Source organism: Siphonobacter aquaeclarae, assembly GCF_900103285.1.
GTDB lineage: Bacteria > Bacteroidota > Bacteroidia > Cytophagales > Spirosomataceae > Siphonobacter > Siphonobacter aquaeclarae.
The window spans coordinates 286,661-299,716 of sequence record NZ_FNGS01000003.1 but is presented as its reverse complement, the minus strand read 5'-3'; the positions used below and the strand labels follow the sequence as shown (position 1 = coordinate 299,716).

The 13,056-nt window shown below is 53.5% G+C and carries 9 protein-coding genes; 5 read left to right on the top strand and 4 right to left on the bottom strand.

Annotated elements, in window-relative coordinates; all coding sequences use genetic code 11:
• Positions 1-281: 281 nt before the first annotated feature.
• Positions 282-674, bottom strand: coding sequence for a TraR/DksA family transcriptional regulator (locus BLR09_RS08445; RefSeq protein WP_394331401.1), 393 nt, complete (start codon positions 672-674; stop codon positions 282-284).
• A gap of 397 nt (positions 675-1,071) precedes the next feature.
• Here BLR09_RS08445 and BLR09_RS08440 point away from each other — a divergent pair, with 397 nt between their 5' ends.
• The 4 genes from BLR09_RS08440 (at position 1,072) to BLR09_RS08425 (ending at position 8,146) form a co-directional block, all read left to right on the top strand.
• Positions 1,072-2,343, top strand: coding sequence for a Glu/Leu/Phe/Val family dehydrogenase (locus BLR09_RS08440; RefSeq protein WP_093200401.1), 1,272 nt, complete (start codon positions 1,072-1,074; stop codon positions 2,341-2,343).
• Positions 2,344-2,583: 240 nt separating this feature from the next.
• On the top strand, positions 2,584-3,756 hold the full coding sequence (locus BLR09_RS08435) for a sialidase family protein (RefSeq protein WP_093200398.1): 1,173 nt from the start codon (positions 2,584-2,586) through the stop codon (positions 3,754-3,756).
• A gap of 8 nt (positions 3,757-3,764) precedes the next feature.
• Complete coding sequence (locus tag BLR09_RS08430; protein ID WP_093201393.1) at positions 3,765-5,930, top strand: hypothetical protein; 2,166 nt, start codon at positions 3,765-3,767, stop codon at positions 5,928-5,930.
• Positions 5,931-5,932: 2 nt separating this feature from the next.
• On the top strand, positions 5,933-8,146 hold the full coding sequence (locus tag BLR09_RS08425) for a hypothetical protein (RefSeq protein ID WP_093200396.1): 2,214 nt from the start codon (positions 5,933-5,935) through the stop codon (positions 8,144-8,146).
• 49 nt (positions 8,147-8,195) lie between these two features.
• On the opposite strand, the gene BLR09_RS08420 is transcribed toward BLR09_RS08425, so the two are convergent.
• The 3 genes from BLR09_RS08420 to fusA all read right to left on the bottom strand — a co-directional run bounded on the left by BLR09_RS08420 (position 8,196) and on the right by fusA (position 11,680).
• Positions 8,196-8,906, bottom strand: a complete 711-nt coding sequence (locus BLR09_RS08420) for a glycosyltransferase family 2 protein (RefSeq protein ID WP_093200393.1) — start codon at positions 8,904-8,906, stop codon at positions 8,196-8,198.
• A 212-nt stretch (positions 8,907-9,118) separates the two neighbouring features.
• Complete coding sequence (gene rpsJ / locus BLR09_RS08415) at positions 9,119-9,424, bottom strand: 30S ribosomal protein S10 (RefSeq protein ID WP_093200390.1); 306 nt, start codon at positions 9,422-9,424, stop codon at positions 9,119-9,121.
• 162 nt (positions 9,425-9,586) lie between these two features.
• Positions 9,587-11,680, bottom strand: a complete 2,094-nt coding sequence (gene fusA / locus BLR09_RS08410) for an elongation factor G (RefSeq protein ID WP_093200387.1) — start codon at positions 11,678-11,680, stop codon at positions 9,587-9,589.
• A gap of 362 nt (positions 11,681-12,042) precedes the next feature.
• Between fusA and BLR09_RS08405 the strand changes: the two genes are divergently transcribed.
• Entirely contained in the window at positions 12,043-12,948 is a 906-nt protein-coding gene (locus BLR09_RS08405; RefSeq protein WP_093200384.1) for an OmpA/MotB family protein, read from the top strand.
• Positions 12,949-13,056: the final 108 nt, after the last annotated feature.

Below are 13,056 nucleotides of genomic sequence, written 5' to 3'. Positions count from 1 at the left end.
CCGAAACGGCAGGTCCCCTTCTGTGACGTCTGTGTAGTCTGTGAGAAAAACAGTTATCGCCGGAAGAATAGAGCCTAGCATTGCCAGCGGCTTTTGTTTCTCACAGACTTCACAGAAAACACAGAATCAAAAAAAAGAAGGCTGCCTCCATTGGTTGGAGACAGCCCTGATTTTCAGTAGTATGTATGTCAGCCGCTGGTTTCAGCAGGGGGTAGCCTACCCGGGGGCAGATCAACCTTGTTCCGCTCCCATCATGTGCATCCCTGATTGCCAGTCGGTTATCAGCTTTGCTTGCGAAGCTTCGCTTCAATCGTCTGCTGCGTATGCGGCACGACGCGGAGGCGCTCCTTCGGAATCAGTTTACCGGTATCCACACAGACGCCGTACGTACCATTTTTGATGCGGATAAGCGCATTTTCAAGTTGGGTCGCGTACTTCTGCAACCGGGCTGCGAGCTGACTCAGGTTTTCCCGTTCGCTGGTATCGGCGCCGTCTTCGAGCAGTTTGGTGTTGCCGGAAGTCGTATCCGTACCAGGATCATTTCGTTTGCTCAATGCTTCCCGGATGTAGTTTAACTCCGTCCGGGTATCACCGAGTTTCTTCTGAATCAGTTCTTCGAACTCCTTTAACTCTTCTTCGGAATACCGGGTCTTTTCTTCTACAGGGGTCATCATCTTCACGGGGTTTATGAATAAAACTATAATATCAACGAATGCGGGCAGCGAATAGTTTCTAAAAGCCTAGTGTACAATACGTTACCCCGTTTCACCTCTTCACGAGGCGGATTACCTTGAAAAAATGCAACAAAAATAACTTTTTACCGGAAAGGGCCAAATGTGTAAAAAAATTATTCGCGTGCTTTAAGACATAAAGGCATAGTTTATTTGGCTTTATACTTCTTTTTCAGAATTCCCCCAATCTGTTTCCTTTCGGTACTTATCCCCGACGATAACCCGGCTGATAGTCAGGTTCTTGACCGGGTTGCATTTCTCGAAAGAATCCTGTTAAGTTTGCGGCAGTTCGGGATTTTTCCGGTTATTATCCTATTTATTACCCAAATCAGACTACGCCATGACTTACATAGAGCCAGCGCCGCTGCAGAAAGAAAATCCACTTGAATCCATGATGCAGCGGTTTGATGTGGCCTTCAAATTGCTCAATATCTCCCCCGAGATGTATGATATCCTGATGGTTCCCCGGAAACAGGTGGTTGTGGGGTTACCGGTGACGATGGACGACGGTTCCGTCCGGGTATTCGAAGGTATCCGCGTGGTGCATTCAACCATTCTGGGGCCTTCCAAAGGCGGCATCCGGTTTGATCCGGACGTCAACATGGATGAAGTAAAGGCCCTCGCAGCCTGGATGACCTGGAAGTGCGCCGTTGTCGACATTCCCTACGGTGGGGCAAAAGGCGGTATCCGCTGCAACCCGCGGGAAATGTCCAAAGGTGAAATCGAACGCCTCATGCGGGCCTATACGGGCGCGATGCTCGATGTTTTCGGTCCCGACCGCGACATCCCCGCCCCCGATATGGGTACCGGCGAAAACGAAATGGCCTGGCTCATGGATGAATACTCCAAAGCCTATGGCATGACCGTCAACGCGGTCGTAACGGGCAAGCCTCTCGTTCTCGGCGGCTCCCTGGGTCGCAAGGAAGCGACCGGCCGCGGCGTGATGGTATCTGCTATTTCCGCGATGGAAAAGCTCCGCATCAACCCCTACCGGGCTACGGCGGCGGTACAGGGCTTCGGAAACGTCGGCTCCCATGCCGCCTCCCTCCTGCATGAGCGGGGCGTGAAAGTGGTAGCCATCAGCGACGTGACCGGCGCGTACTACAACGAAAAAGGCATCGACATCCAGAAAGCGATGGAGTACCGCGAGAAAAACAAAGGTCTCCTCGAAGGCTTCGCCGACGCCACCAAAATATCAAACGATGAATTACTGACGCTGCCGGTAGACCTGCTCGTTCCCGCAGCCAAGGAAGACGTCATTACCGAAGACAATGCCGCCGGTATCCAGGCGAAACTGATCGTGGAAGGCGCCAACGGCCCTACTTCCGCCAGCGCCGACGAAATCATCAACGAAAAAGGTATTCTCGTCGTCCCCGACATCCTGGCCAACGCCGGCGGGGTAACGGTTTCCTACTTTGAGTGGGTGCAAAACCGGATCGGCTACAAATGGACGCTCGACCGGATCAACCGCCGCTCAGACCGCATCATGAAAGACGCATTTGACCGCGTGTACCAGATTTCCCAGGAATACAAAGTACCGATGCGGATTGCAGCTTATATGGTGGCAATCAAGAAAGTAGCCGATACCTATAAGTTCCGGGGAGGCTACTGATTTTCCTTTTCCCTGGTTTCCAGAGCCGGCCGGATCGTCATCCGGCCGGCTTTTCTTTTGCACGGCAGCGACCGCTGGCTTTTCCGCCGTAAAATCAGGTTACCGATAGCCCGGCCCACCGGTTGCGGAGTATACTGGGAAGGACTTCCTGTGCCGGATGCTGGGATTGTTTTTTGCCGTACCGGTCAGTCGCTTCGCCGGTCCGGCGCCTGAACATGCTCTACTGATTCTCTTTCCTGTATGATTCGAAAACTGCTCGTTTTGCTTCTTTTGACCGGAAGCGCCGCTACCGCACAAAAACCCGTCGTCCGGGAAGAACTGATCTTTCCCCCGCAGGAAAAACACGTGCATGGCAGCAGTATCGTCGCGCTCCCCAACGGCGATTTTCTTGCCGTCTGGTTTTACGGAAGCGGCGAGCGCACGGCTGACGACGTGAAAATCATGGGCGCCCGGCTCAAAAAAGGCGCCAAAACCTGGAGTACTCCCTTTGAAATGGCCGATACTCCTCACCTGCCCGATTGCAATCCGGTTCTTTTTCTGAATCAGGAAGGAACATTATTCCTCGTCTGGATTGCCGTGCAGGCCAATCAGTGGGAATATTCCATCCTCCGCTATAAAACCGCCACCGACTACGGGAAAGACGGTTCGCCCGTCTGGAACCATCAGGACAACATCCTCCTCAAACCCGGACCAGAATTTGCCGAAGAAGTTGCCGCCCGGCTCAAAGAGCTTCCCTCTGCCCACGAAGGCTGGGCCGGATATGCGCCCCGGTACGATGATCAGATCCGGGAAGCCGCCAAAGACGCCGGCAAGCGCAGCATTGGCTGGATGACCCGCATCAAACCACTGGTGCAGGCCAATGGACGTATTATTCTGCCGCTGTATTCAGACGGTTTCAACCTGTCAATCATGGCGATTTCGGACGACAAAGGGGCGACCTGGCTGCCCGGCCGCCCGCTCGTTGGCCGTGGCCCCATTCAACCGGCCCTTGCGCAACGGAAAGACGGCACGATCGTCGCATACGCCCGGGATAGCGGCAGCGAGCCCACCCGGGTGCATGTCAGCGAATCCCGTGATAACGGACAGAGCTGGACAGCTTCCCGCAAAACCGATATTCCGAATACCGCCAGCGTGGAATTGTTGGTATTGAAAAACGGGAAGTGGGCCTTTCTCGGAAACGATATCGACAACGGACGCCATATCCTGAGCCTGTACCTTTCAGATGACGAAGGCCGGACCTGGAAGTGGAAAACCCGAATCGAAGATCATCCGGCCGGGCAGGGAGGCTACTCCTACCCGAGTCTGATTCAGTCGCCCGACGGCCTTTTGCACATGACCTATTCGCATCACGCTGATAATCAACACAAATCCATCAAGCATGTCGTGGTCGATCCCCAACACCTTACTCAATGAAAAATCCCATGCGCGTACTTTTCTTCCTTTTCTTCCTGAATACCTGGTCGGTTTTAGGCCAGGTACATGCCGACAAACCATTCTGGCAGGACTATGCCATAAAATACTATTCGGATGCGCCCGCACTGAGCAGCGTTGCCGCCGATCGCAACGGTACTATACAGGTACTCTCCGGCAACGGACTGCTCCATACCTATGACGGCCGCTTTCTGTACCCCGGGACACTCGTTCCGGAAAAACGCTACCGAACCGTACAGACCTGGAAACTCGCCGCGATTACCGCTTATGAAAACCAGCTTATATACCTGAGCGACAAGGCCGTTTTCAGCCAGGCGTGGGCCGGTAAGGTATACGCCGAACACCAGCTTCCCGGGGCACGGGTAGTTGCCGGCGGAAAGGATTTTACCTTCCTCGTTTCCGATGGATCGGCCCTGCACCTCGTAAAAGGACCGAACGTTCTCTGGAAAGGTCAGTTGCCGGCAGACGAAGTCCGTCAGATCCGCTTCCGGAACGGCAGTTTCTGGGTATTGGGGAAAAAGGGACTGTATATTCTTTCGGGAGAAAAACTGATCCGTATTGCTTCGGGGGAAGGTTTTACCGCCTTTGACCTGACGGCGAAGACGGCTTACGTCGGTACCGCAAACGGGTACCTGGCTGTTGATCTGGCGACGAAAAAAGCGACGCTTCAACAAAAAGTCCCCGTAACGGATATTACGGCGGTAGCTGTCGTCGACGGAAAAGCCTGGTTCGGCACCTCCGACGGCGCTTTTTCCCTCCGCGCCGACGGAAAGTACGATTACTACAACGGCGAGCGCTGGCTGCCGGGTAATCAGGTGACCGCCATTGCGCCCGGAAACGGCAAATCAGTCCTGATCCTCACCACGGCGGGGCTTACCGAGCTGACTTTCAAGCAGATGACGCTGCATGAAAAGGCGCAGTTCTTCGACCAGCAGGTACGTTCCCGGCATATCCGGAATGGCTTCAATGCTTCGCTCGACGGCCTGCAGAAAGGCAACCTGGGCATGGGCTACCTCGCTGATTCCGACAACGACGGCCTGTGGACATCTATGTACCTGGCCGGCGAAATCTTCCGCTATGCTGTGACGAAAGAGCAGGACGCTCTTCAGAATTGCACGGAATCTCTCGACGCAATGGAACGCCTCTATACCATCCATCCGGTACCGGGTTTCCCGGCGCGCTCGTTCGAACGAAGCGGCTATATTTCCCAACTGGGCGATCCCGAGCGCTGGCAGCATGCGCAGCAGGCCGGGTGGGACTACAAGGCGACGACCAGCAGCGACGAAGTCATCGGCCATATTTTTGCCTTCGGGGCGATGGCGGAGCTTGTACCGTCGCTCAAAACCCGCGCGGTTACGCTCATTGATACCCTCATGAGTCATATTCTGGAACATGATATGTACCTGGTGGATTTCGACGGAAAACCGACGATGTGGGGTAAATGGAATCCTGAATATGTCAATGGCTTCCCGAAAAACGTTGGCGACCGCAAGCTGAATTCCTCCAACATCACGGCTATGCTTCAGACGGCCTATCATTTCACCAAAAAGGAGAAATACAAGAAGAAGGCCCTTGAACTGATGGAAAAACACGGGTACCTGGAAAACCTCATGCGCCCGATGAAGGAAATCGGTCAGGCCCCGGAAGATGCCGACGACCACGCCAAACACATGTCGGAAGGCTGGAATCACTCCGATGATGAAATGTATTTCGTCGGATACTGGGGGCTCTTCCGCTACGCCTTCAACGACGCCCTCAAAGCCAAATACAAGCAGTCTATCCTCGATCACTGGCAGGCCGAACGCCCGGAAAAAGACGGCGCCTGGAACATCTTCACGGCATTGACGGGGACCAAAACCTTTGACCTCGCCGAAGCTGTCTGGTACCTGCAGGAGTACCCGCTCGACCTCATCGACTGGAATATCTCCAACAGCCACCGCAAGGACGTCGAGAAGCTGCCGGCCAATTTCCGCAACCAGACGCTCAAAGAGGTCCTTCCTCCGGACGAAACGCCCATTCACCGGCACAATGCCAATCTTTTCAGCATCGACCGCAAGGGCGGAAACGGCGTTTCCGAGCATAGTGCCGGCGATATCTGGCTCCTGCCGTACTGGATGGGCCGCTACCTGGGCGTCATCAGCGCGCCTACCCGTTAGCCATGAAAAAAATCACGCTCTGGCTATGCTTCCTGGCAGGTGCGGCCGCTTCCCAGTCGAAGCGGCCCGCCTACCGGGATGAGCCGTACACGCAGGACTATGCCGTCCGGTTTTATACGTCTGAACTACCGGTAGCCGCTGCCTGCGACCGCAACGGCGTCACGGAAATACTCGCTTCCGGAAAGATTCTCCATCCCGCGGGCGGGCGGTTTCAGTATCCCGGCACCCTCGAACCGAAAGCGGCCTATGTTCCGATGAAAGACCGCCGGCCGGTGTCGGTGTTTGCGCACGACGGGCAGCTGGTGTACCTGGATAGTCAGGCCGTTTTCAGCAATGCCTGGGCGGGTACCGTATTCCTGAGACATGGACTTCCCGGAGCTAAAATGGCCTGTGGAGGCGACGGCAAAAGCTTCCTTGTCTCGGACGGAAAAGCACTGCGTTTTCTGCAAAACGGCGCCGTTGCCTGGAGCGGCGAATTGGCTGCTGATGTCGTTAAAAGTCTCTGTTACGATCCTCTACGTCGCCGGTTTCTGATCCTTGGCGACCATTCCGTATCCGCCTTCTCCCCTGCTGACGGCACGATCCGCACCGTTTTTCAGCGGCCGGATCTGACGTGTTTCGCCATTTCCGGCGATAAACTCTGCCTCGGTACCCGCGCCGGCTACCTCCTGCTCCACGCCGCGACGTTCCGCCAGGAAGGTATCGCGCAGAAAAAATTGCCGGTACCGGAACTGTCGGCCGTGGCCTTTATCCGTGAAGAGCTGTGGTTTGGCTCGGCGATGGGCGCGTTTCGCCTGCGGGCGGACGGGAAGTATGATTATTATTTCGGAGAACGCTGGCTGCCGGGCAACCGGGTGCTTCAGTTGTTCGCCGGTGAGGGGGCGACGGTCTCTATCCTGACCGATAAAGGTCTGGGCGAGATTCGATTTGGGCGCATGACACTGGAAGACAAGGCCTTAGCATATGAAAAACAGGTCCGGCAGCGGCATATCCGGTATGGGTTCAATTGCGACGTTTCCCGGCTGAAGAAAAACGGAGACCTCTCCACCTTCGAAATGGGGCAACGCGACAGCGACAATCTCTGGACGTCGATGTACCTCATCAGCCAGCTGTTCCGCTACAAGGTGACGAAAGACCCGGAGGCGCTGCAAAATTTCCGGGAGTCGTTCGACGCCATGGACCGGCTCTTTACCATCACCGGTATGCCGGGGTATTTTGCCCGGGGCTTCGAACGCCGCGGATACCACAAATTCTCGAATCAGCCGTGGGACGGCGGCATGACCAACGGCTGGGTACATGCCTCCGACGAAGGCTGGGACTGGCGGGGCACAACGAGCAGCGATCAGACCGTCGGCCAGATGTTTACCCTGACGCTTGTCGCCCGGCTGATGGACGGCGAGCTCAAACAGCGGGCCATCCGGCGCATGGATGAACTCATGACAGCGATTATCGAACACGACTGGTACCTCATCGATTTTGACGGAAAACCGACGCTGTGGGGCAAGTGGAACCCGGAGTATGTCAACGGATTTCCGAAAAACGTCGGCGACCGGAAACTCTATTCCTCCAACATCATCGGATTTCTCCAGGCGGCATATCATTTTACGGGAAAGAAGCTATACCGGGAAAAGGCCTATGAGCTCATGCAAAAGCACGGTTACCTGGAAAACCTGCTCCGGCCGATCCGTGAGATAGGTCAGGCTCCCGCCGACGCCGACCAGCATGCGAAAGATATGTCCGAGTCCTGGAATCACTCCGACGACGAGATGTATTTCCTTGCCTACTGGTGCCTGTATCCGTACGCTTTTGACGCAGGGTTGAAGAAACAATACCTCGCGGCGATACGCGATCACTGGCAGGCTGAAAAACCGGAGAAAAATGGCCTCTGGAATCTTTGCTATGCCATGACGGGAACCTCTGATTTCGGTCTGGATGAAACCGTCTGGTACCTGAAGGAATTTCCGCTGGATATGATCGAATGGCAGGTACTCAACAGCCACCGGAAAGACCTGGAGTTTATCCCCGATAATTTCCGCGGACAGACCACGCGGGAGGTATTGCCGCCCGATGAACGCCCCGAGCTGAAACACAACCGGAACCTCTTCAAACTGGATCGGAAGGAAAACGGAATCAGCGAATTAAGCGCCGGAGACTCCTTTTTATTACCATACTGGATGGGGCGTTACCTGGGCGTAATCAGCGCGCCTGTACGCTGAGTTCCGAAATATTCAAATCAAAAAAAGCGGCCTTCGTGCCGCTTTTTTACTACCCTAATAAGCCGTAGCGAAGGATGCAGTAAATGGCCCTGAAACCGTCCTTCCAGTTGATTTTTTTCCCTTCTTCATATGTGCGTCCGTAATAGGAAATACCTACCTCATAAATCCGGATTCCGGATATTTTAGCGACTTTGGCCGTCACTTCCGGTTCGAAGCCGAAACGCTTTTCCTTCAGGTCTATTTTCTTGATAATATCGGCGCGGAAGAGCTTGTAACAGGTTTCCATATCCGTCAGGTTCAGGTTGGAAAACATGTTGCTTAAAAACGTCAGGAATTTGTTTCCGATGGTATGCCAGAAAAAGAGAATACGGTGCGCATTGCCACCCATAAAGCGGGAACCGTAAACGACATCGGCGTACCCGTCGAGAACCGGTTTAAGGAGAATATTGAATTCAGCAGGATCATACTCCAGATCAGCGTCCTGAACGATGACATAGTCGCCTGAGGCTTCCTGTATCCCTGTATGCAGGGCTGCACCTTTACCCTTGTTTACGGGGTGAGAATGCAGTTTCAGCGAAAGATCCGGATTGGCAGCGATAAAGTCCCGGACAACCTTTTCGGTATCGTCGGAAGAACAGTCGTTGACGACGATGATTTCTTTTCCGAATGGAGGTAATAATTCCAGGGTTTTCAGCTTTTCCAGCACCGATCGGATCGTCTTTTCTTCGTTATAGGCCGGAACGATAATCGACAAATTCATACTGTGTTTTATACGGGAACGGGGGTATATAAATGGATTTGACTTCAAAAATACTATATAAACATATCCGTAGGCCATGGTTAAGGTTAACAGACAGAAGAAATCCATTTTCCAGTGAGACTGAAGCTGTTTCCCAATCAGTTACTGAGACACCGAAAAACAAGAAAGCCATCCGTTTCCGGATGGCTTTCGAGACGCTTATGAGCGAAACATTATACTTTGATTTCCACGTCAACACCTGAGGGAAGCTCGAGCTTCATCAGGGCGTCTACGGTCTTGGCCGACGTCGAGTAGATGTCAATCAGACGCTTGTAGGTGCAAAGCTGGAATTGCTCCCGGGCTTTCTTGTTTACGTGCGGAGAACGCAGAACGGTGTAGATCTGCTTGTCAGTCGGCAAGGGGATGGGCCCGCTTACCACTGCACCTGTAGCTTTTACAGCCTTTACGATGCGTTCAGCCGATTTGTCCACGAGGTTGTGGTCAAATGACTTGAGCTTAATGCGAATTTTTTGGCTCATGTTGTATACTGGTTCGGTGAATTTGCCTGATTTCACAGGCCCTCCGCCGAAAGAACCATTTACTCCGGCGGGGGATATTTTTTGTTTTCAGTTTTCGGTTTACAGTTTTCAGTTCGGGGGTTTCCCCAACTGAAAACTGCAAACCGAAGACCGCAAACAGAATTAGACTCCTTTCGCCTTCTTCACTACTTCGTCAGCGATGTTTTGCGGAACGAATTCGTAGTGAGAGAAGGTCAGGTTGGCAGTAGCGCGGCCTGAGGACATCGTCCGGAGGTCGGTTACGTAGCCAAACAGTTCTGACAGGGGAACGTCAGCCTTGATCACCTGGGCACCGTTACGGGTATCCATACCCTTCATGATACCGCGGCGACGGTTGAGGTCACCCGTGATCGGACCGGTGTATTCGTCCGGCGTGAGGACTTCAACAGCCATGATCGGTTCCATGAGTTTCGCACCTGCCGAGCGGGCTGCTTCCTTGTAACCCAGACGCGCTGCCATTTCGAAGGACAGAGAATCGGAGTCAACATCGTGGAAGGAACCGTGGAAGAGGCGAACCCGCATGGAGTCCATCTGGTAGCCGGCGAGGGGACCGTTCTTCATCGCTTCGTCAAAACCCTTCTGGATAGCCGGGATGAATTCGCGGGGGATCACACCACCCACGATTTCGTTGACGAATTCCAGACCCGGTTTGCCGTCTTCGCGGGGCCCGAGTTCGAATACGATGTCGGCAAACTTACCGCGACCACCCGTCTGCTTCTTGTACACTTCGCGGTGTTCGGCGTTCTTCGTGAGGGCTTCCTTGTAAGCAACCTGGGGAGCACCCTGGTTAACTTCTACCTTGAATTCACGACGCATCCGGTCGATGATGATTTCGAGGTGAAGCTCACCCATACCACGCATGATGGTCTGGCCGGTTTCTTCGTTGGTCTCAACCTTCAGCGTCGGATCTTCTTCGATGAGCTTCGTAATCGCTTTCGAGAAGTTGTCCTGATCGGCAGTCTTCTTCGGCTCGATTGCGTACCCGATAACCGGATCCGGGAATTCCATCGATTCGAGAACGATCGGGTTCTTTTCATCGCAAAGGGTATCGCCCGTCTTGATGTCCTTGAAGCCTACTACGGCACCGATGTCACCGGCAGACAGACGCTCGATGGAGTTCTGCTTGTTGGCGTGCATCTGGAAAATCCGGGAGATACGCTCCTTGTTGCCTGAACGGGTGTTGAGGATATAAGAACCAGCCTCGAGAACACCTGAGTAGGCACGAACAAAGCACAGACGACCTACGTAGGGGTCAGTAGCGATCTTGAACGCAAGCGCCGTAAACGGATCGCTTTCGCTCGGATGACGTACTACTTCTGCGTCGGTGTTCGGGTTGGTTCCGACGATGGCTTCCTTGTCCAGCGGAGACGGCATGAGGGCCATCACATAGTCAAGCATCGTTTGAACGCCTTTGTTCTTGAAAGAAGAACCGCACACCATCGGAACGATCTTCATTTCGATCGTAGCGGCGCGGAGAGCGGCGAGAATTTCGTCTTCAGAGATCGACTCGGGATCTTCGAAGTATTTCTCCATCAGCGACTCGTCGTATTCAGCTACTGCCTCGAGAAGTTTCTCGCGGTACTCGGTAGCTTCTTCGATCATGTCTTCCGGAATGGGGACAACTTCGAACGTCATACCCTTGTCTGCTTCGTTCCAGATGATACCGCGGAAGTTGACGAGGTCAACTACGCCACGGAAGCTATCTTCTGCACCGATGGGCAGCTGCAGGGGTACTGCATTGCTTCCCAGCATTTCCTTGACCTGCTTCACTACGTTGAGGAAGTCGGCGCCGGAACGGTCCATTTTATTCACGAAACCGATACGGGGTACTTTGTAGTTGTCAGCCAGACGCCAGTTGGTTTCTGACTGGGGTTCTACGCCGTCAACAGAGCTGAAGAGGAATACCAGCCCGTCGAGTACCCGCAGTGAACGGTTTACTTCTACGGTAAAGTCAACGTGACCCGGAGTATCGATGATGTTGATGTGGTAGCTCTGATCGCGGTACTTCCAGTTAACCGTCGTCGCAGCAGAGGTAATCGTGATACCACGTTCCTGCTCCTGCTCCATCCAGTCCATCGTGGCCGCACCATCGTGAACTTCACCGATCTTGTGGCTTACACCGGCGTAGTAGAGAATACGTTCCGTCGTGGTCGTTTTCCCTGCGTCGATGTGGGCGGCAATACCAATGTTTCGCGTGTACTTTAAATCTCTTGCCATTATTGGTTTTATGATTGTGTTTGTTTCCGAACCTTTGGTCAGTCCTTGGAGTATTGCCAGGCTTCCGGATAAGCTCGGTTTTATACTCCGGCAATCGGGGTGCAAAATTAGACGATTCCTTAGAAAAATACCAGCGGTATGTACAGGTAATTTTTTGGCTGAATGGAAGTTATCATCTGACGGACTACGTCTTTCCTCCTAAATGTACCGTATGTTTCTTCGTCCGGCCGGGCAAGAACTCCGGTCATATACCGTTATTCACTACAGACAGCGGGTCTCGGTTTTGTGGCATCCCTTTTTTTCCCTTTTTTTGCGGGTTCTTGGGTTTGCCAACCCGTTAACTCGCTAAACCTTACCATTGTATGAGAAAAGTTTGGATTGTGCTGGCGTTGTCCACCGCCGTAATGACCACCTCTTGCGTCAGCAAGAAAAAAGCCGCCGGCCTGCAGGCCCAGGTCAATGACCTTAAAACCGAAAACGCGCGCCTGTCTGAAAAGCTCCGCGTCGAACTCGGCGACTGCCAGCAGAAGTCGGCTTCGCTTCAGTCACAACTTGATTCCAAGGCTACCGAGCTCACCGCCAAAAACAGCCAGGTGAAAGAGCTTCAGGATCAGCTTGATTACCTCAAGCGGACCAACTCCGGCCTCCTCGACCGCATGGCGGATCTTTCCGTCGTATCGAAAGCCGGCGCCGAAAGCATCAAGAAGTCCCTCGAATCAATCGACAACCAGAACAAATACATTCAGGGACTGAACAGCTCCATCCAGCGCAAGGATTCACTCAACATGACCCTGGTCATGAACCTCAAGCGCTCGCTGGCCAACGTCAATGACGAAGACGTCACCGTAGAAGTCAAGAAGGGTGTTGTGTATGTATCTATTTCTGACAAGCTCCTGTTCCAGGTCGGTCAGGCAAATGTGACCTCACGCGCGGAAGAAGTACTCGGCAAGGTAGCCCGCGTCATCAACGACCACAAGGAACTCGAAGTGATGGTCGAAGGCCATACCGACAGCGCTCCGATCTCGACCGAACTCTTCAAGGATAACTGGGATCTTTCTGTGAAGCGCGCGACGTCTGTTGTTCGTCTTCTCCAGCATAAATTCAACGTCGAGCCGGATCGCCTCACCGCTGCCGGTCGTGGTGAATATGTTCCCAAGGATTCCAACAGCAACGCTGCCGGCCGGAAGCAAAACCGCCGCACCGAAATCATCCTTACGCCGAAACTCGATCAGTTCTTTGAACTGCTGACACCGCAGGCGAGTAAATAGCAGCCGTTTACTGTTTTTAGTTTTCAGTTAGTTCCCCAAAGAAAGAGAGCCCCGCTTACCAGCGAGGCTCTCTTTCTTTGTTTTTTGTTTTCGGTTTTTCAGTTAGCG